Origin of the sequence: Pseudomonas sp. TH43 (assembly GCF_016650635.1) — a bacterium.
In the GTDB taxonomy this organism is placed as follows: Bacteria; Pseudomonadota; Gammaproteobacteria; order Pseudomonadales; family Pseudomonadaceae; genus Aquipseudomonas.
In genome coordinates this window covers 686,257-704,971 of the sequence record NZ_JAEKFI010000001.1, presented here as the reverse complement: position 1 = coordinate 704,971, position 18,715 = coordinate 686,257, and the positions used below count along the sequence as shown (strand labels likewise).

General features: G+C 61.6%; 13 protein-coding genes. All 13 read right to left on the bottom strand.

Annotation, left to right across the window (positions count from 1 at the left end; all coding sequences use genetic code 11):
* Positions 1–7: 7 nt before the first annotated feature.
* The gene (locus JFT81_RS03055; RefSeq protein ID WP_201226067.1) at positions 8–2,545 is read right to left on the bottom strand and encodes an autotransporter outer membrane beta-barrel domain-containing protein; all 2,538 of its coding nucleotides are present in this window, start codon (positions 2,543–2,545) and stop codon (positions 8–10) included.
* Positions 2,546–2,739: 194 nt separating this feature from the next.
* Positions 2,740–3,522: an endonuclease/exonuclease/phosphatase family protein gene (locus tag JFT81_RS03050; RefSeq protein WP_201226066.1), complete on the bottom strand. Its 783-nt coding sequence runs from the start codon at positions 3,520–3,522 to the stop codon at positions 2,740–2,742.
* Positions 3,523–3,704: 182 nt separating this feature from the next.
* Complete coding sequence (locus tag JFT81_RS03045; protein ID WP_201226065.1) at positions 3,705–4,463, bottom strand: PIG-L family deacetylase; 759 nt, start codon at positions 4,461–4,463, stop codon at positions 3,705–3,707.
* Between the two features lie 150 nt (positions 4,464–4,613).
* The gene (locus JFT81_RS03040) at positions 4,614–5,300 is read right to left on the bottom strand and encodes a glycosyltransferase (protein WP_201226064.1); all 687 of its coding nucleotides are present in this window, start codon (positions 5,298–5,300) and stop codon (positions 4,614–4,616) included.
* A complete protein-coding gene (locus JFT81_RS03035; protein ID WP_201226063.1) occupies positions 5,297–5,896 on the bottom strand; it encodes an SAM-dependent methyltransferase in 600 nt (199 codons plus the stop codon). Before JFT81_RS03035 ends, JFT81_RS03040 begins: the two co-directional genes overlap by 4 nt.
* Positions 5,893–6,651, bottom strand: a complete 759-nt coding sequence (locus JFT81_RS03030) for a PIG-L family deacetylase (RefSeq protein WP_201226062.1) — start codon at positions 6,649–6,651, stop codon at positions 5,893–5,895. The genes JFT81_RS03035 and JFT81_RS03030 overlap by 4 nt, the downstream gene beginning before the upstream one ends.
* The gene (locus tag JFT81_RS03025) at positions 6,648–7,646 is read right to left on the bottom strand and encodes an acyl-CoA dehydrogenase (RefSeq protein ID WP_201226061.1); all 999 of its coding nucleotides are present in this window, start codon (positions 7,644–7,646) and stop codon (positions 6,648–6,650) included. The genes JFT81_RS03030 and JFT81_RS03025 overlap by 4 nt, the downstream gene beginning before the upstream one ends.
* A gap of 1 nt (position 7,647) precedes the next feature.
* Positions 7,648–9,807 carry a glycogen debranching protein GlgX gene (gene glgX, locus JFT81_RS03020; RefSeq protein WP_201226060.1) on the bottom strand — a complete coding sequence of 720 codons (2,160 nt, stop codon included), beginning with the start codon at positions 9,805–9,807 and terminating at the stop codon, positions 7,648–7,650.
* A 203-nt stretch (positions 9,808–10,010) separates the two neighbouring features.
* Complete coding sequence (locus JFT81_RS03015; protein WP_201226059.1) at positions 10,011–10,325, bottom strand: DUF2934 domain-containing protein; 315 nt, start codon at positions 10,323–10,325, stop codon at positions 10,011–10,013.
* A 27-nt stretch (positions 10,326–10,352) separates the two neighbouring features.
* Entirely contained in the window at positions 10,353–13,121 is a 2,769-nt protein-coding gene (locus JFT81_RS03010) for a malto-oligosyltrehalose synthase (RefSeq protein ID WP_201226058.1), read from the bottom strand.
* Positions 13,118–15,196, bottom strand: coding sequence for a 4-alpha-glucanotransferase (malQ, locus tag JFT81_RS03005; protein ID WP_201226057.1), 2,079 nt, complete (start codon positions 15,194–15,196; stop codon positions 13,118–13,120). The genes JFT81_RS03010 and malQ overlap by 4 nt, the downstream gene beginning before the upstream one ends.
* Positions 15,193–16,995, bottom strand: a complete 1,803-nt coding sequence (gene treZ / locus JFT81_RS03000) for a malto-oligosyltrehalose trehalohydrolase (RefSeq protein ID WP_201226056.1) — start codon at positions 16,993–16,995, stop codon at positions 15,193–15,195. Before treZ ends, malQ begins: the two co-directional genes overlap by 4 nt.
* Positions 16,996–17,012: 17 nt before the next feature.
* The gene (gene glgA, locus JFT81_RS02995) at positions 17,013–18,599 is read right to left on the bottom strand and encodes a glycogen synthase GlgA (RefSeq protein WP_201226055.1); all 1,587 of its coding nucleotides are present in this window, start codon (positions 18,597–18,599) and stop codon (positions 17,013–17,015) included.
* Positions 18,600–18,715 lie beyond the last annotated feature (116 nt).

Sequence of the window (18,715 nt, the reverse complement as noted above, 5' to 3'; positions counted from 1 at the left end):
GGAAGGTTTACCAACTGATGCGGATGCCCACGTTGCCCGACACGCCGCGCAGGTCATTACTGTCAATATTGCGGCTGTAATCGGTACTGGCGTACACGCTCACGGCACGATCCAGGGTCACGACCAGACCGAGGCCGATGTCCGCCGTCGAGGATTTTTGCTCCGTGGTAATCACGTCGCTGTCGCCGAAGGTTACCGAATCAGTACCGGAAAATGTGTGCCACAGATTGGCCCGCACATACGGCTCAATCGGCAGGCCGCTGACCTGATAACGGCCTTTGAGGCGTGCGCCGAGGCGTCCGGTCCATGCGCCGTCGGAGTCGAACGATACCCGCGAGATGCCGTCATCCTGACTGTCGAGGGAGATTTTCTGGTGGATGACCTGGGCTTGCGGTTCGACCACCCAAGTGTCGTTGATCGGCAATGGATAACCGGCTTCGGCAGACAGCGTCAGGGCATGTCCACGATTGTCGAGTTTGAGCCCGCGATCAGAATGGTTGTCGCCATCGAAGCGGGTGCCCATCACCACCGTGTCGATGTACCAGCCGTACGGGTCGGTCAGCGTCCAGTACAGGCCGTAGCTGTCGCCTTCGAGTTTGATCTTGCCGGCGCTGTTGTCCTCAAAGCCCTCGTTGAAACCGTCGACGTCGCCTTGCAAACGGCTGTGGCCAACGAAGAAACCGACACGCTGAGTCTGGCCGCCAGCCGTCTGTGAGCTGTACAGATCATTGCCGACCTGAAAGCCGTTGAGCGATCCATCCAGACGCGGTGTAACGGTGCCGGCCCAGGTCTGGTCGATGTTTTTTCCGTAAACCCGGCCCCAGCCGGCACCGAATGCACCGGTTTCACTGAGCAGGCGCTGATCGCCCTGACGATCATGGAACGTGCCCAGAGCGTTGAGCGTCAGTTGCGCGGCAGCGGGTGGCAACACCGACCACGTCGGTACTTCCGGGCGGTACAACGGAATCGGTTCGGCGCCCGGCACGGCTGCCGGGAGGACAGGCAAGGCTGGGCTCGGTACGGGTTGGCCGGCGGCCACGGCAAGGGGGCTGATGGCCGCTGCTATCGGCGTAGCCACCACTGGCACCAGAATCGGTGGCAGGCTTGGATCGGGGTTGGGCACGCTGACCACTTGCGGCGCGACCACGGCGGAGCGCAAGTACCAGCTGTTTTCCGTGCCGGCGGTGACGCCACCCTTGAACAGGTAGTAATCGTAGGCCCCGGCGGACAACCGGCTGCTCAGGGTAAATGCGTTATCAGTACTGACCGTGCTGCCTTGCGCCTGCACCAACTGAATGCCGTTTACCTGCGTCAACCCACCTGATCCGCCGAGGTTAGTCACGCTGATGACCGTGGCGCCGCTCAGGCTGCCGTTATTGACCACGAGTTTGTCGCTCGGTGAGTTGTCGCCACCGAGGACGCTTTGCAGCAATAACTGGCCGTTGTTGCCGACGTAGTTGCCTTGTACGGTCAGGGTGTCGTCGGTGCGGCTGTTATCACGGGTCAGGTCGATGACCCCCGAGTTAGTCAGCGTCGCGGCTTGCCCGGCCACCGCGGCCGATACTGTGCCCTGAGTTGAAAACAGCGTACTGCTGGCATCGATGTTCAATGCACCGCTGCCCGTGCCGGCATCGCCGAGTACCAGGCTGCCTGAGCCCAGATCCAGTTGTGAAGCGTTGCTCAGGTTGACTGTTTCCCAATTGATAAAGCGTGCGGGGAGTGCCGTGCGGGTGTTATCGAAGGTCAGGGTGTCGCTGCCGACACCGCCGTCGACGCTCGGCGTGAGGGCAAGAATGCTGTCATCGAGATTGCGCAGGGTGGCGCTGTCGTTGCCGACGTCCATCAGGATCGCCGAACGAATGATCCCACCGCCGTCCCAAAGCAATCGGTCGTCACCGACACTGGCGCGGATCTCGCCGAGGATTTCGCCCCCGGTCACGGTGATGCTGTCGTTGCCGCCGCTGACACTGATATTGCCGCCGATGCGGCCACCGGAGACGATGATCGTGTCGGTGCCGAACCCCGTGACCAGATTGCCGAGAATCTGCCCCCCGGACAGGTCGAAAATATTGTTGTCGAGTTTCATGTCGACGCGGCCGATCGTGCCACCCGTCATGCGTGCGACATCGCCGTCTTCAAAGGCGCCGACGATGGTGCCGCCGGTCATGAGAAAGGTGTCACGGCTGTCGCCTTGGGCGAGGGAGCCAATCGAGCCGCCAGTCATGACGAAGTCATCGATGCCGTTGCCCTGGCTGACCGCGCCGGTAATCACCCCGGAGTTTATTTCGACGCGGTCGGTGCCGGCGCCAAAGGTCACGCTGCCATTGATTCGGCCCGTGCCATTGACCGGCAAGGTCAGGCTGTTGTTGCCGGCAAGATCAGTCAGCGAACCGCTGGTGCCGCTGTCGCAGGTAAAGTTGTCGTTGCCTGGGCCCGGAACCAGCGTGCACGCCGCCGAGGCAGGATTGCTGGTGAGCAGCAATAGCGAGGCAGGCAGAAGCAATGCGTGCGGGAGGGCCCGAAACTGGCGGATGTAGCGCGTCATGGCAATTCCCTAAGGCAAAATTCGGGGAATTCATCCTTGATAAGCATGGGATCGGCACTTCCTGTGCAACTGATGCACTACGTGAGATCCATGCTGTAACAATTTGAAAGCGCTACTCCTTGAGCTGACTTAGGTGTAGATGATTATTGCCTTGGTTCAAGCAGGTCTGACCAGCGGTCTTGTCTGAGCCGCGATTACAGATGCACTTCGACCGCCAGCGGGAGGTGATCGGAAAGGTGCGTCCACGGCTTGTTGCCCAGGATCTGCGGGTCGTGGCTGCTGGCATTGCGCAGGTAGATCCGGTCCAGCCGCAACAGTGGAAACCGCGCCGGATAGGTCTTCGCCGGACGACCATGATGGCGCTCGAACGCTTCGTGCAAATAGTCGCGACGGGCGAGGGCGGCGTTGCCCTGTAACTGCCAGTCGTTGAAGTCGCCGGCGATGATCACCGGCGCATCGTCAGGCAGGGATTCAAGCAGTTGGCAGAGCAACTGCAACTGCAATTGGCGATGGCTTTCGAGCAAACTCAAGTGCACACAAATCGCATGCACCTCGGCATGCCCCGGCACGTCCAGCACACAATGCAACAGGCCCCGGCGTTCGGGGCCGGTGATCGACACGTCGAGGTTGCGGTATTCGCGGATCGGGTATTTCGACAGCAGGGCATTGCCGTGGTGACCGTCGGGATACACCGCGTTACGCCCGTAGGCGAAATCGCTCCACATGCTGTCGGCGAGAAATTCGTACTGCGAAGTCTGTGGCCATTCGTTGTAGCGGCTCGAATGGCGTTCGTGTTCACCCACCACCTCTTGCAGAAACACCAGATCGGACGAGGTGCTGCGCACCGCTTCGCGCAGCTCCGGGAGGATGAAACGCCGATTGAGCGCGGTGAAGCCTTTGTGGGTATTGACCGTCAGCACGCGCAGGCGATGGATGACGGGTGCGTCGACGTGGTGACGCTCGGGATCGCTGGACACGTTCACTCCTCTGAATCTGTCTGCCTATTCATGCGACAGATCCGAGGGCTACGCAGTTCCTTCCCGATTCCCGTGTAGGAGCTGCCGAAGGCTGCGATCTTTTGACGTTGGTTTTTAAAAACAAGATCAAAAGATCGCAGCCTGCGGCAGCTCCTACAGGGGGATAAACGATTTAGTGGCGGTCAGACGAACACGATCTCGTAGGGTAAACGCAGGCGCTCGAGGGTCACCGGGGGCATCATCGGTGCGATGCCCAGCGCAGGCTCGCCGTTGAGCTGGCTGGCGTAGGCATGGGTGGCGTGGCTCTTGCGCGCGACGGTCCAGCTGTCAAGGCGCAGCTTGCGTGCGCGCTCCCAGGGAATCAGCGTGTGTTCGCGTTCCGGCCAGTGCCAGGCCCAGATCGCTACGTCGTGGAATGTCGCCCCTGTCATTTCAGCGGCTTTGGCGCTGGCACGGCCGACCGCTTCATGGTCGTTATTGCCGTCGCCCCGCCAGGTACTGAACACCACGTCGCCGGGGCGCAGGTAACGGCTGATGAACTCGGTCAGCTGCGCTTCCTGATCGATCAGTGCGCTGTCGGTAAACCCGCCACGCACCCATTTCAGGCTGTGCATGGGCAGACCGAGGCGGCGCAAGGCTTCGACGCTTTCCTGCGGACGGAACACGCTCAGGCGTTTCTCCGACCATTGCCGTGAACCGGGATGGCTGGCACTGCCGTCAGTGATCGATAGCAATTGCAGCGGATGGCCAAGGTTGGCGAGTAGTTGCAGCAGGCCGCCGGCTATCGCCACCTCATCGCCGGGGTGCGGGGCGATGACGACGGCTCGCGCGCCGACGGGCACCAGACTGCGGGTGTTGATGACCGGAATGTTGTCGAGTTGCCGGGCGCTGTTCCATATCTGCGCTGGCGCTCTGTTTTCGCTGAGGGATAACAGTTTCATGTGAGCGACGTCCTTGTGTGTCTGGCCCTCTGTCGCGCACAGACATGACGCCCGTGGCCGACCCGTGAAGGCTGGTGAATTGCCGTGCGACGCTCCGAACCCTGGATTGCCGCGCAGCAGAGTATTGCTCATGAACTGTCATTCGTCGCGTTACAGATTCAGCTGATCCGGTTTTTTTTCGCAAAGCTGTGTCAGTTGTCGCAGATAATCGCCAAATCCGCCCCGTGCACGGCTGTCCAGTCGGGCGCTGGTGTGGACTTGCGGACGATGGCTCCAGGCAATGTTGGCGCCGCACAGTTCCAGCTCCCGCACCAATTGCACATCCTCGTCGCAAGCCAGCGGTTTAAAGCCTCCGGCCCAGCGATAGGCATCGGCGCTGATGCCCAGATTGGCGCCGTGGATGTGGCGATGACCGTCACTGGCCTGATAGTGGCTGTGATAGCGGATCTGCGCAGCCTCATCGAACGAGTCATGCCAGTGCTCGACCGTCACGGTGCCGCACACGGCGTCGGCGCCAAGCCCCAGTTGGGCTACCAGCCAGTCGTCGGCCACGCGGCTGTCGGCGTCCGAGCAGGAGATCCAGCGCGCACCGCGCTCAAGCAGCACTCGCGCACCGCAAGCGCGGGCCTGGCCGACATTGCGCGCCTCGATTGGCAGGCTCATGACCGGGTAACGCGCGACGATTTGCGCCGAACGATCGGTGCAACTGTCGAGCACCACCAGCACTTCCACGCGTTCCCCAGCCAGCAAACCATGCTTGCTGGCACGCAACGCCGCGTTCAGGCAGGCGTCGAGCAAGTCCTCTTCGTTGTGTGCCGGAATCAGGATGCCGATCATCTCAAGCCCTCCAGCGCCGCCACGGAACGTGGCTCTCGGCTCCACACTTCAAGGATGAAATCCGCTTCCTGATGCAGCACCAGGCGTGGCAATTGCAATTGCTCATGAATCAAGTCGTGAACCTGGCGCGCATTCAGCGGGCAACCCTCAATCGGTGGACGCCAGTGACAGGCGAGCAATTGGCCGTCCGCAGTCAGGGAATTGCTGATGTGACGGATAACGGCTGTCAGATCTTTGCTATCCAGGTAGTAGCCGATTTCGCTAAATACAATCAGGTCGAATTTTTCCTCCGGCCAGTCGCTCGGCAAGCGATTTTGCCGCACTTCGGCGTGGTCAAAATGGCTCAAACGGGTTTTCGCCAGCCGCACGGCGGCAGCGGCCGTATCGCAACACAGCAAACGGTCGCAACGGCTCGCCAGTTCAGCGCTCAGTTCGCCATTGGCGCAGCCCGGTTCAAAAATTGCGCGATACCGCGGTCGGGGCAGGGCGGCGAGGGTGATCGCGCGTTTGCGTTGCTCGTACCAGCGCTCGCGGAAGGCCCAAGGGTCGTCGTTGCCGGCGAACAGGCCTTCGAAATAGCGATCTTCGACACTCATAGAAACACCACCTCGAAGGGCTGCAGCAGGCGATCCAGCACATAGGGCGCCAGCACTGGCGTCAGACCGGCGTCGGGATCACCTTCCAATTGGCTGGCGAAGGCATGCACGGCATGGCGTTTGCGCGCGATTTGCTCGAGTGACAGGAGAATCTTGCGCGCCCGTTGCCAAGGCACCAGCGCGTCTTCGGGCGTTGCCCAGTGCCACGTCCACACCGGCAACTCATGGAAGCTCGCGCCCACGCGCCGCGCAGCTTCAGCACTGGCGCGGCCGACGGCCTCGTGGTCGCAATGGCCGTCCTCACTCCAAGTGGCAAAAAGCACATCTTGGGGACGCAGATGGCGTTCGATGAACTCGCACAATTGCGCCTCTTGCGCCGCCACCTGACTGTCGGTGAAACCACCGCGCAGCCACTTCAAACGATGCATTGGCAGGCCTAGACGACGCAGGGCTTCGGCAGATTCCTGCGGGCGCACCACGCTCAGGCGCTGTACCGGCCAGCGTGCCGAGCCTGGATGACTGGCGCTGCCGTCGGTGACCGAAATCAATTGCAGGGGCCGGCCAGCGGCCGCGAGCACTTGCAACAGGCCGCCGCAGCCGAGCACTTCATCGTCCGGGTGCGGGGCGACAATCACCGCCCGCGCGCCCGGTGGCACCAGACTGAGGATGTCGATGCTGGGCAGTTCTGCCAGATGCCGCGAGGCTTGCCACTGTTGCAGCGAGGTGCCCTGGCCGACGATTGGATTGGCTCTCATAGTGACCAGACCTCGCTGGATTGGCCGGCAATCAGGCTGCCAAGGGCAGCGAGGTCGCGTTCGGCGTGGCTTTGGCGCAGGAACACCGGCAGGTCGGCGATCAGTCGCGCGAAGTGCCGATCCTTGCAATAAGGCCCGGCGCCCAGCGCACGGCCGACTTCGCGAATCACCTGTTCGGCAGTCTGTTCGACCACAGCGCGGGCGCGACGGGCCAGCAGTTGCGCGTTGTCTTCGGGGTGGGCATCGATGTGCAAGGCGCTGAAGCGCAGCACGTCGGCGGCGGCCTGCAAGGCACTGTCGACCGCACCGAGGTGAGCGAGGGCATGCGGTTCTTCACGTTGCGCGCAGTGCTGGCGCAAGGATTCGGCAATTTGCCGCGTGGCGCCATACCAGCATGCCGCAATGCCAACGCCACCCTGCCAGAAGCCCGGCCGTTGCAGATAGTCGCCTGGGCTGCCGATGGCCTGACCTTCGGCGCCGTCGAAGAGCACTTCAACGCTGCCGGTGGCCGCCATACCGACCGCCGCCCAGCCTTGCTCGGTGACGGTCACGCCGGGCTGGTCAAGCGCGACGGCGACCAGTTGCTGTTGGCCATCGGCGTCCCATGCGGTGAGTAGCGCATGGCTGAGGACGGCAGCGCCCGAACACCACGCCTTGCGCCCGTTGAGTTCGACCATGTGCCCGTTGGAGCTGACCTTGACCCGCGCTTGCGGCGGTTCTGCTGCCCACATGCCCCAAGTGCTGCCGGGCGTCGGCGTACCGCCGAGTTGCTCGATGATCGCCAGTGCGTCGGTATGCCCCTCGTAGAGTTTGCACAACCCCAGATCATGCCCGCCGACCTCGGCCAGCCGTTGCAACCGCGCGAGCGTCAGACCGCTGCCGGGTAATGGCAAGCGATCCAGCCCGGCCTCGACCAGCGCCCGCAGGCAATGGCCGAGGGCCGCGGCGTCGGGATAATCCGGCGGCCGACGGGCGAGATAATGTACCAAGTCCATTTCAGTCTTCTTCATCACGTTGTAGTTCAAACAGCAGCAGTGAACGTCCGGTCACCGAATACTGATGATCGAAATCAAAGCGCTCCTGCCCGCGAATCGATGGCTGATTGGTGTCGATCATGCATGTCCAGAATCCGCCGTCAGGCACTTCCGGCAATTTGAAATTGACGATGTCGTGATGCGCGTTGACCACCAGCAGCAGGGTCGCATCGCCACCCTTGCGACGAATCCCGGTTTCCTGCGCGCGGCCATCAAGCAGCATGCCCAGGCAACGGTTGTGCGCATCATGCCAATGCTCGGTGGTCATCTCGGTGGCGTCCGGGGCCAGCCAAGTGACGTCCTTGACGCCGATGTCCTCGTTGTATTCGCCGACCAGGAAACGTCCGCGACGCAGGATCGGGTACGCCAGGCGCAACTTGATCAGGCGCTTGACGAATTTCAGCAGTGCCTTGCCGTCCTCGCTCAAATCCCAGTTGACCCAACCGATCTCGCTGTCCTGGCAGTAGGCGTTGTTATTGCCGTCCTGGGTGCGGGCAAACTCGTCACCGGCGACGATCATCGGTGTGCCTTGCGCGAGCAACAGCGTGGCGAAGAAATTGCGCATCTGCCGGTGGCGCAGGGCATTGATCTCCGGGTCGTCGGTCGGGCCTTCGACGCCGTGGTTCCACGACAGGTTGTTGTTGCTGCCGTCCTGGTTGTTCTCGTCGTTGGCTTCGTTGTGCTTGTCGTTGTACGACACCAGATCGTTGAGGGTGAAACCGTCGTGAGCGGTGATGAAATTGACCGACGAATACGGCCGGCGACCGCGCTGATTGAACATCTCGCCGGACGCAGTCATGCGGCTGGCGAAGTCGGCGACCTGAGCATCGTCGCCTTTCCAGAACGCGCGCACCGTGTCGCGGAACTTGTCGTTCCACTCGACCCAGCCCGGCGGGAAATTACCCACCTGATAACCACCGGGGCCGCAGTCCCACGGCTCGGCGATCATTTTCACCTGGCGCAGCACCGGGTCCTGTCGGCAAGCGACGAGGAAGCTGTGGCGTTCGTCGAAACCGTCATGATAACGACCGAGAATGGTCGCCAGATCGAAGCGGAAGCCGTCGACGTGCATCTCGCTCGCCCAGTAACGCAGCGAGTCGGTGACCATTTGCAGCACGCACGGGTGACTCAGGTCGAGGGTGTTGCCGGTGCCGGAATCGTTGATGTAGAAGCGCTTGTCGTCGGGCATCAAGCGGTAGTACGAGGCGTTATCGATACCGCGCATCGACAGGGTCGGGCCTTGCTCGTTGCCCTCGGCGGTGTGGTTGTAGACCACGTCGAGGATCACTTCGAGATTGGCTTCGTGCAGGTGCGCGACCATTTCCTTGAATTCGGCGATCTTGCCGCTGGCCAGATAGCGCGGGTCGGGGGCAAAAAACGCGATGCTGTTGTAGCCCCAGTAATTGGTCATGCCTTTCTGCAACAGGTGCTGGTCATTGACGAAGGCGTGGATCGGCAGCAGCTCGACCGTCGACACACCGAGCTTGCGGATGTGTTCGAGTACGTCGTCGACCATCAATCCGGCAAACGTGCCGCGCACGTTTTCCGGCACCGAAGGGTGACGCATGCTGATGCCGCGCACGTGGGTTTCATAAATGATGGTCTTGTCCCACGGCACGCTAACGCGATGGTCATTGCCCCAGGTGTGCGCCGGGTCGATGACTTTGCACTTGGGCACGAACGGCGCGCTGTCACGCTCATCGAAACTGAGGTCGGCGTCAGGGTGGCCGATGGTGTAGCCGAACAGTGCTTCCGACCATTTCAACTCACCCACCAGCTGTTTGGCGTACGGGTCGATGAGCAGTTTGTTGTGGTTGAAGCGGTGGCCGTTGGCGGGATCGTACGGGCCGTAAACGCGGTAGCCGTAGATCAACCCCGGATGCGCATCGGGCAAATAGCCGTGGTAGATCTCGTCGGTGTATTCCGGTAATTCGATGCGTTCGAGTTCGACTTCGCCGGCGTCGTCGAAAATGCACAGCTCGACCTTGGTGGCGTTGGCGGAGAACAGCGCAAAGTTAACCCCCAGTCCATCCCAGGTCGCACCCAGCGGGAAGGGCAGGCCTTCACGGATTCTCGACGGCTCGGTGTGCGTTGCGGGCTCGGCTTTCTTTGGACGGGTCATAATTGCTCCTGCAAAAAACGGGGATAGTTCGTTGACACTGATCCCCTGTGGGAGCGGGCTTTTGTGGTGACTGGATAAATCCTCTCACCACAAAAGCCCGCTCCCACAAGGGATTTGTGTGTTTCTTGAGGGCGAGTTGGCCCTCGGTGGCGAGCAAGCCCGCCACACGGTCATTCAGTTCAATTCAATCGTCGGGTTAAGCGTCAGATCGCCGAAGGCTTGCGCGGCGCTCGTGGCTTTTTCTCGGCGGGTTTTTCGCCGGGTGGAATCACCTTGGCGGCGCTGGAAGGCTTGGCCTTGGCCGGCGCTTTCGGTTTGGCAGCAGGTGCCTTGACCTCAGCAGTCTTGCCAGCGGTTTTGCTGCCCGCCGCTTTCGGGGCTTTCTTCGGGGCCAACGCTTCGGCTTCAGCCAATTTGCGCGCCATCTCCCAGTGGCGATCCTCGTGGCCTTCGGGTTTCCCTTCGGATTCCCAGATCTGATAGGCGAATTCGCGGATGCGTTTATCGTCGGTGCTCATCGCAATGCTCCTGAACTGAACTCGTGCTTACGTTAAGTGTTGGATAAAGAGATTGACCGGGACATCCCCCAGCGCGTCGCTGATATTCAGCTCCCTGTTTTTTGTGACTGCGCCGCTCGAAAAAAGTCCCTTCAGGTTTGTATCAGAGGCGGCGAACGGTAAAACCACCCGCGTATCGCCCCAGCGCAGCGCATCCACCTGAGGTACAGCACTATTTTCCAGCAACGTCGCGCAACGGATCGGCACGATCACGATGGCCTGTTTCCCCTCGTACTCGCGGGCAAACGCGAGCACGTTGTGCGCTTGACTGCCCAGCACCTCCAGGGCCTGGTACGAGCCACGCCGAAACAGCTCGGCATGTTCAACGCGCAGGTTCAGCACCTCGGCGATCAAGGCTTGCTTGATGCGCCCGTCACGCCAGTTCGCCAGCAGCTCCGTGATCGGCAATTGCGCCGTCAGGGCCTGCTTGCGAGCGGCGTAATCCACCGGCCGGCGGTTGTCCGGATCAACCAGGCTGAAATCCCAGAACTCATTGCCCTGATACAGATCCGGCACCCCCGGCACGGTCATGCGCAGCAAGGTTTGCGCCAAACCGTTGAGCGCGCCGGCAGCGGCGATGCTGTTGACCGTCTTGCCCAGCGCCGCGCGCAGCAGTTCGCCTTCATCACCGGTGAGCAGTCTTTCGGTGAAAGCTTTGGCGGCGTCTTCGTAGGCATCGTTCGGCGCGCTCCAGCTGCTTTGCAGCTTGGCTTCGCGCAGCGCTTTCTGTTGCCATTGCCAGATGCGTTTGGCGTAGTCGGCAAACCCGGCCTGATCGCCTTCGTGTAACTCCAGCGGCCAGCTGCCAAGCAATGCCTGATACAAAATCAATTCGTCACCCGACGACGGCACTTGATCGTCACTGCGCACCGGGCGGGCGAGGGCACGCCACAATTCGATCTGCTCGGCGTACCAGTGACTGCGCTCGCTGAGTATGGCGAGGCGTGCGCGGGTGTCTTCGCCGCGTTTGTGATCGTGGGTAGCGGTGGCCAGCAGGTTGTCGGGGAACTCGGCCAGACGCTGCTGATTGACGGCATGGAAGTCGCTGACCGGCGCACTGAATTGTTCAGTGTTGTAGCCGACGTCATTGCGCGACAGCAGCACCGCCGAACGATACAGCGCGGTGTCTTCCACAGCTTTCGCCGCAGCCGGGGAGGTCAATTGCTGAAAGCGTACGCAGGCGTGCTTGAGGATTTTGCGCGAGCGCCCGCGCGGTTTGCGCCGCCACGGTGTACCACCGAGCCAGGCCGCCAGGCAGTCGAGCACTGGCCAGTCGCCTTCGCCGAGTGTCTGTCGTGCACCGTCCATGGCCTGCTGGAAAAATACTTCATCCTGCGCTGAGCGGCCCATTGCGCTGATGTAGGTGCGATACACCGGGAAATGCACGATCAACGCCTGCAACGCGCGACGAATCGCGCCGAGGGTCAGGTCGCGGGTCATCAAGTCATCGCGGGCGACTTGCAGCAGCGCCTGAGCGACGCTTTCGCAATCGCTGGCCAGCGAACCGTTGAGTATCTGCTGGCGCGCCAGTTGTGCTTCTTCGATGAATGCGGCGGGGCGTTCGGTGCGGCGTTGCCACAGCTCACCGAGCACGTACTCACCGTCCGGATCATGTTGCAGCAGCGACAGTTGGTTCATGAACTCGTAGCCGGTGGTGCCATCCACCGACCAGTCGCGACGTGGGGTTTCACCAGCGCCGAGGATCTTTTCGATGTAGATCGGCAAGTGGCGTCCCGGCGCGAGCAGATCGACTCGCCGACGCAGTTTGCGGCAGTACCCGCGCGGATCGGCGAGGCCGTCGATATGGTCGATGCGCAAACCGTCGACCAGCCCTTCAGAGATCAACTGGAAGATTTTACCGTGGGTCGCTTCGAACACGGCCGGGCGTTCGACGCGCAAACCGCCAAGCTCGTTGATATCGAAAAAACGCCGCCAGTTGATGTCGTCCGCTGCCGTGCGCCAACTGGCGAGACGATAGCTTTGCCGTTCGAGCAATTGGTGCAGCTTGTCGAAGCCTTCTTCGGTTGTGGAGTCGTAGTGAGTGAGGTTGGTTTGAATCGCTTCGAGGATGTGCGGATCACTCGCCAGTTGCCGCAGCTCTTCCTTCAGGGGAATCGCCAGCGAATGGGCATCGGTCTGGTAGCTGAGTGCGCCGAAGCGATCGGCCAAGGGTTTCAGCGCTTGGTCGGACGTGAGCAGCTCAGCGTAATCGCTCGGGCAGATCGGGAAGTGGTGGTCGTAATGCTCGACGTGGAAGCTGCCTTTTTGCGCATCGAAATGCAGCTTCAGCGTGCCTTCCTGTAACGCCACGCCGTAATCGCTGCCCAGAAACGGCAGCAGCAATTGGCCCTCCATCAACGGGTCCGGCGAGTGCCACTGAATGTCGAAGAACTCACCGTAGGGACTCAACCGTCCCCATTCCAGCAGGTCCAGCCACCATGGATTGTCACTGCCACCAACAGCCATGTGGTTGGAAACGATGTCGAGGATCAGCCCCATGTTGTGTTCGCGCAGGGTGCTGACCAAGTGCCGTAGCGCCGCTTCGCCGCCAAGTTCCGGGTTCACTTGTGTCGGGTCGACCACGTCATAACCGTGCATTGAGCCGGCTCGCGCTGCCAGCAGCGGCGAGGCATATATGTGGCTGATGCCGAGACTGGCGAAGTACGGCACCAGCGGCACCGCGTCTTCGAGGGTAAAGTCTTTATGAAATTGCAGGCGCAAAGTCGCGCGCAGGGGCTGAATAAGCGTTTGATTCATTGGTCACGCTCGGCAGCCTGGAGACGTGCGCAGGCCAGCAACTCTAGGCGTCGCGCCGCATCGACGCCGTCGAGCAGTGCTTCACTGGTGCCGGGCAATCGCCGCGACCAGTTCGGGTGGGTGTCGATGGTGCCCGGCAGATTGGCCTGTTCATTGATGCCCAGCGCATCCTCCAGCGGCAGCAATACCAGAGGCGCGCGGGTATGACCGAGGAACCGCACGCTGGCATCGACCACTTGATCGGCTTCGTGAGACTCCTCGCGAAAATTCTGCGGATCCTGACTCAAGGCGCTGCGCAGGCCTTCACGCTCGCGTTGCCGGTGGTGACGCCATTCGATTTCGCCATTGGCGTCGACAAACCCCAGCCGCGCATTCCAGTCGATGTCACGGCCGTGCCACCAGCCGTTGAGCGTCGGCAGGTCGTGGGTGCTGGTGGTCGCCAGCGCATTGTCCGGCCAGTCGAGTATCGGTCTGAAATGACTGTTGTCTTGTTCGAACAGCAGCACGCGCATGCCAAGGATCGAGCGGGCGATAAGTTTTTCGCGCAGGCCGTCCGGCACAGTGCCAAGGTCTTCGCCGAGGACGATGGCCTGGTGACGATGGGATTCAAGCGTCAGCAGGCGCAGCAGATCGTCGACCGGGTAATACAGATATGCACCGTCGGCAGGGGCTGCACCGTTGGGGATCACCCACAGGCGTTGCAGGCCCATCACATGGTCGATGCGCAAGCCGCCGGCATGGGCGAAATTGGCCCGGAGCATGTCGATGAAGGCACGGAAACCATTGCGGATCAGGCCTTCCGGGGAAAATGCGGAAATCCCCCAGCCCTGACCGGAGCGGTTGAGTATGTCTGGCGGCGCACCCACGGTCAGCGAGGCGAGCAATTCGTCCTGGAAACTCCACGCCTGACTGCCGGCGCCATCGGCACCGACGGCGAGGTCAGCAATCAGGCCGATGCCCATGCCGGCACCGCGAGCGGCCGTTTGCGCGCGCTCCAGACAACGATGAATCAACCATTGGCAAAAAGCGAAGTAACCGATGCGTTCGGCATATTCTTCGGCGAAGGCTTCAAGCGCTGCACCGCGCGGGTCATGCCAATGTTCCGGCCACTGCCGCCAATCGAGGTTTTCGCCACGGGCGGCGCGCATTTCCTGAATCGCTTCGAAGCGGCAATGGTTTTCCAACGCCTCGCCACCGGCGTGACGGAAACTGGCGAAGTCGGGATGCAACGGGTGGTCGCCGGCCACGAAACCTTCGTACAACGCGTGCAGAAGTTTCTGTTTGGCTTCGGAGGCGGCCGGCCAGTCGATCAGTTTGAGCTCTTCGAGCTGCGCAAAGTGCTCGGCCAGCCCAGTGGCATCGATGGCATCACGCAAGGCGCGCTCGCCGAGAATCGCGCCCGGTGCGGCGTACAGGGAGTTGAGGAACAAGCGACTGGAAGGCGAATAAGGGCTGTAGCGGCCAGTGTCGGCACTGAACATCGCGTGCAGCGGGCTAATCGCCAGGGCTTCGGCGCCGCGCTCGCCAGCCACGCGAGCAAGCTCTTCCAATGCCTGAGTGTCACCAAAACCGCAATCTCCGGGGCGCCGCAATGAATACAGCTGCACGCTCAGGCCCCAGGCGCGCGGGATCGGATTGTCGACAGCATCGCCAACACTGAAGCAGCGTTCCGGCGCCACGGCCAATGTGAAGTACTGATCGGCGATGTGCACTTGCTGATAACCGACAGGAATCAGGCCCGGCAGGACGGCTTCTGCATCGAGTTTGAGATTGAGGCGGGAGCCGTCTTCAAGGTGAATTTCGCAAGGGGTGTGCGGCTCGAAATAGCGCGCCAGATCGACGCCGACGCCGACATCGCTGGTCAACAGCGGCGGCAAGTGGCGGTCTTGTTGCACTTCTTGCAGTTGCAGCAGGCTGGCGTCGATTTCCTGCGCCGTGCTGGCGGGGTGGCCGAGGCCGATGAGGACATTGCGCAGCACCGCCGGGGCGACTTTTTGCGGGCGTCCGTTGGCGTCGATCCAGTCGACGGCGAGGCCGGCTCGGCTGGCCAGAATTTCCAGTTGCGCATCGCTCATAGGCGCTCTCCATCCAGAGGTTGCAAAGGGGTTGCGGCCGTGAGGCTGACAATCGCGCAATACGCGGGCAGTTCGCCCGGATCCGACAGCGCCGCAGCGGGCGGCTGCTGAAACAGCCACACGGCGTCGGTCTGTGGAGGGTTGACCACCGGCGTGTCGCTGAGGTTCAGGTCAATTCGCAGCTCGCTGCCATCGCCCAGGCGCCAGCGCGCACTGACCGCGCCATAACCGAGCATGTGTGCACCCAGCGCCTGAGTGCCGGACAGGTTGGGAATGATGTAGCGATGGCGTAATTGCAGGAGTTGTCGGTACAGCGCGAGGGTTTGCTGCTGGTGTTGAGTGCCGCTGCCGATCAGCCTGGGTTGTGAGGCGTGGAAGGTCTGTTCGGCGTTGGGGTCGGGAATCTGCTCGCGTTTGTGCGGATCGGCGAAAGCGCTGAAGGCGGCGAATTCATTGCGTCGGCCTTCGCGTACCAACTTGGCCAGCTCACCGTGGTGACTGGTGAAAAACAGGAACGGTTGTTCCGCTGCGAACTCGTCGCCCATGAACATCAGCGGAATCATCGGCGACAACAGCAACAGCACGGTGGCCGCTTGCAAAGCCCGCGGATCGGCCAGTTGATGCAGGCGCTCGCCGAAGGCGCGGTTGCCGATCTGATCGTGGTTTTGCAGAAACAACACAAACGCCGTCGACGGCAGATGCTCGCTCGGTTCGCCGCGCGGTTCGCCATGACGGGTGATGTGGCCCTGAAACACGAAGCCCTGGCTCAGGCAACGGACCAATTGCTCGGTGGGTTGCAAGGCGTAGTCGGCGTAATAAGCGTCGGTTTCGCCGGTCAGCAAGACGTGCAGGGCATTATGGCCATCGTCATTCCACTGCGCGTCGTAGTCGTATTCCAGCAGGCTCGACTGGTTCAGCTCGTTTTCCACGGTCAACCAGACGTGGCGGCTCGGGTCAACCTGCTGGCGGATGCGCTGGGCCATTTCGATGAGGAAATCCGGATCCTCGATGGCATGTACCGCATCGAGGCGCAGACCGTCGAAGCGATATTCGAGCAGCCACATCAGCGCGTTTTCGATGAAGAAATCGCGCACTTCGCGGCGGCGAAAATCGATCGCCGCGCCCCATGGCGTGTGTTTGTCCTCGCGGAAAAAGCCTTTGGCGTAGCGATTCAGGTAATTACCGTCGGGGCCGAAGTGGTTGTAGACCACGTCGAGGATCACTGCCAGACCTTGACCGTGAGCCGTATCGATCAAATGCTTGAGTTGTTCCGGCGTGCCGTAGGAGGCTTGTGGCGCATAGGGCAGGACGCCGTCGTAGCCCCAATTTCGATCCCCGGGGAATTGCGCCAGTGGCATCAGCTCAATGGCGGTGATGCCAAGGGTCACCAGGCGGGCCAGGTGTTGCTCGACTTCGGCGAAGCCGCCCAGCGCACCGACGTGCAACTCGTAGATCACCGCTTCGCTCCACGGCCGACCGTGCCAGGCGCTGTGTTGCCATTGATAGGCCAGTGGATCGACGACAATGCTCTGGCGGTCGAGGTCGCCGTCCTGCGCTCTGGAGGCCGGGTCGGGGACCTCCAGTTCGCCATCGATGTTGAAGCGGTAACGCATACCCGCCGCACAGCGAGCCTTGATCACGAACCAGCCGTCAGCCTGCGGTAGCAGGGGCAGAGACTGGCCGTCTTCCAACTCGACGCTGACGTAAAACGCATCCGGCGCCCACAACGCAAACTGCGTGTGCTCGGCATCCAGCATGATCGCGCCGTGGGGCCAGGTTTCAGAAGACCGTAACGGCATTGTGGCAATTCTCCCTGTTATTTGTGCAGCGCTTTACCGAGTGCCTTGGCCACCAGTTGTTCGTAGAGTTCGGCGTACGGTTCAACCGCTTTGCACCAGTTGAACGGTGCGGCCATCGCTCGGCAACGCATGGCGTTGAGCAGTTCGGGAAAGGCAAAGACCTTGAACGCGCGGCTCAGGGCTTCCTGATAGCTTTCGGCAGTGGATTCGTCAAAGAGGAAGCCGGTGACACCGTTTTCGATGGTGTCGGCCAAACCCCCGGTATTGCGCGCCACCGGCAACGATCCGAAGCGCTGGGCGTACATCTGGCTCAGGCCGCAAGGTTCGTAGCGGGATGGCATCAACAAGAAGTCGCTGCCGGCGAACATGCGTCGGGCGTCGGTTTCGTTGAAGCCAATGCGTACGCCGATCTGGCCGGGGAAGCGCAAGGCCAGATTACGCATGGCTTGCTCTTCTTCGGGTTCGCCACGACCGATGATCGCGATCTGGCCGCCGTTCTGCACGATGTACTCGGACACAGCCTCGGTCAGGTCGAGACCTTTCTGATAAACCAGGCGCGACACCACGGCAAACAGCGGGCCTGCGGAATCATTCAGCTCGAACAGCTCGCGGACATGGGCGGCGTTGACGGCTTTGCCTTCCCAGTCACCAATGGCGAACGGTGCGAACAGGTGCGGATCAGTGGCAGCGTCCCAGCTCTCGTCGATACCGTTGGGGATACCGCTGAGCAAGCCTTGCTGGGTCTTGGCGGCGAGAAAACCGTCGAGGCCACAGCCGAAATCCGGGGTGGTGATTTCCTGCGCGTACGTGGCGCTGACCGTGGTGATGTGGCTCGAATAGGCCATGCCGGCCTTGAGGAACGACATTTTGCCGTAAAACTCCATGCCTTCCTGTTGCAGGGCATGGTTGGGAATGCCCAGCTCAGGGCACGAGCCGAGGCTGGTCACGCCTTGATAGGCGAGGTTGTGAATGGTGAACAGGGTCGGCGTACGCTGCCCGCGCCAGTGCATATAAGCAGGGGCGAGGCCGGCCGGCCAGTCATGGGCGTGCACCAGATCCGGGCACCAGTGAATTTGCGCGAGGTTGGCGGCGATGTCGGCAGCGGCCAGACCAAGGCGGGCGAAGCGAATATGGTTGTCCGGCCAGTCGCGGCCGTTGTTGGCGCCATACGGCGAGCCTTCGCGCTCGTACAGTTCCGGGCAGATCAGCACGTAGATCACCAGGCCGTCGGGCATGTCCATGCGGCCGATCTTGCAGGGCGGCAGCGCAGCGTGGCCACCGAGTTCGCCGATGATGTGAATCGGGTTTTCGCTGTGCATCACCTGCGGGTAACCGGGAATCAGCACGCGCACATCATGCAAGTGCGCCATGGCGCGGGGCAGAGCGGCAGAGACGTCGCCCAAGCCACCGGTCTTGACCAGATCGGCGATTTCCGACGTCACGAACAACACTTTTTTCTTGTTGGGATTCTGACTTGCTACTGGTGTCAGGGTCTTGGTGCCGGGGACGTTGATCGCTCGGCTGCCGGGAACGCTGACGGTGCTCGATTCGCCTGTCGACTGTTGAGCACGCTCTCCCTGAATATCCAATGCCGCACTGATCATATGAATCTCCCGTGTCGTTGATCTGATTCTTGTCTCATTCCCTGCAGGGGCTGGCGCAGGCTGCGATCTTTACGTTTGAAAGATCAAAAGATCGCAGCCTTCGGCAGCTCCCACCT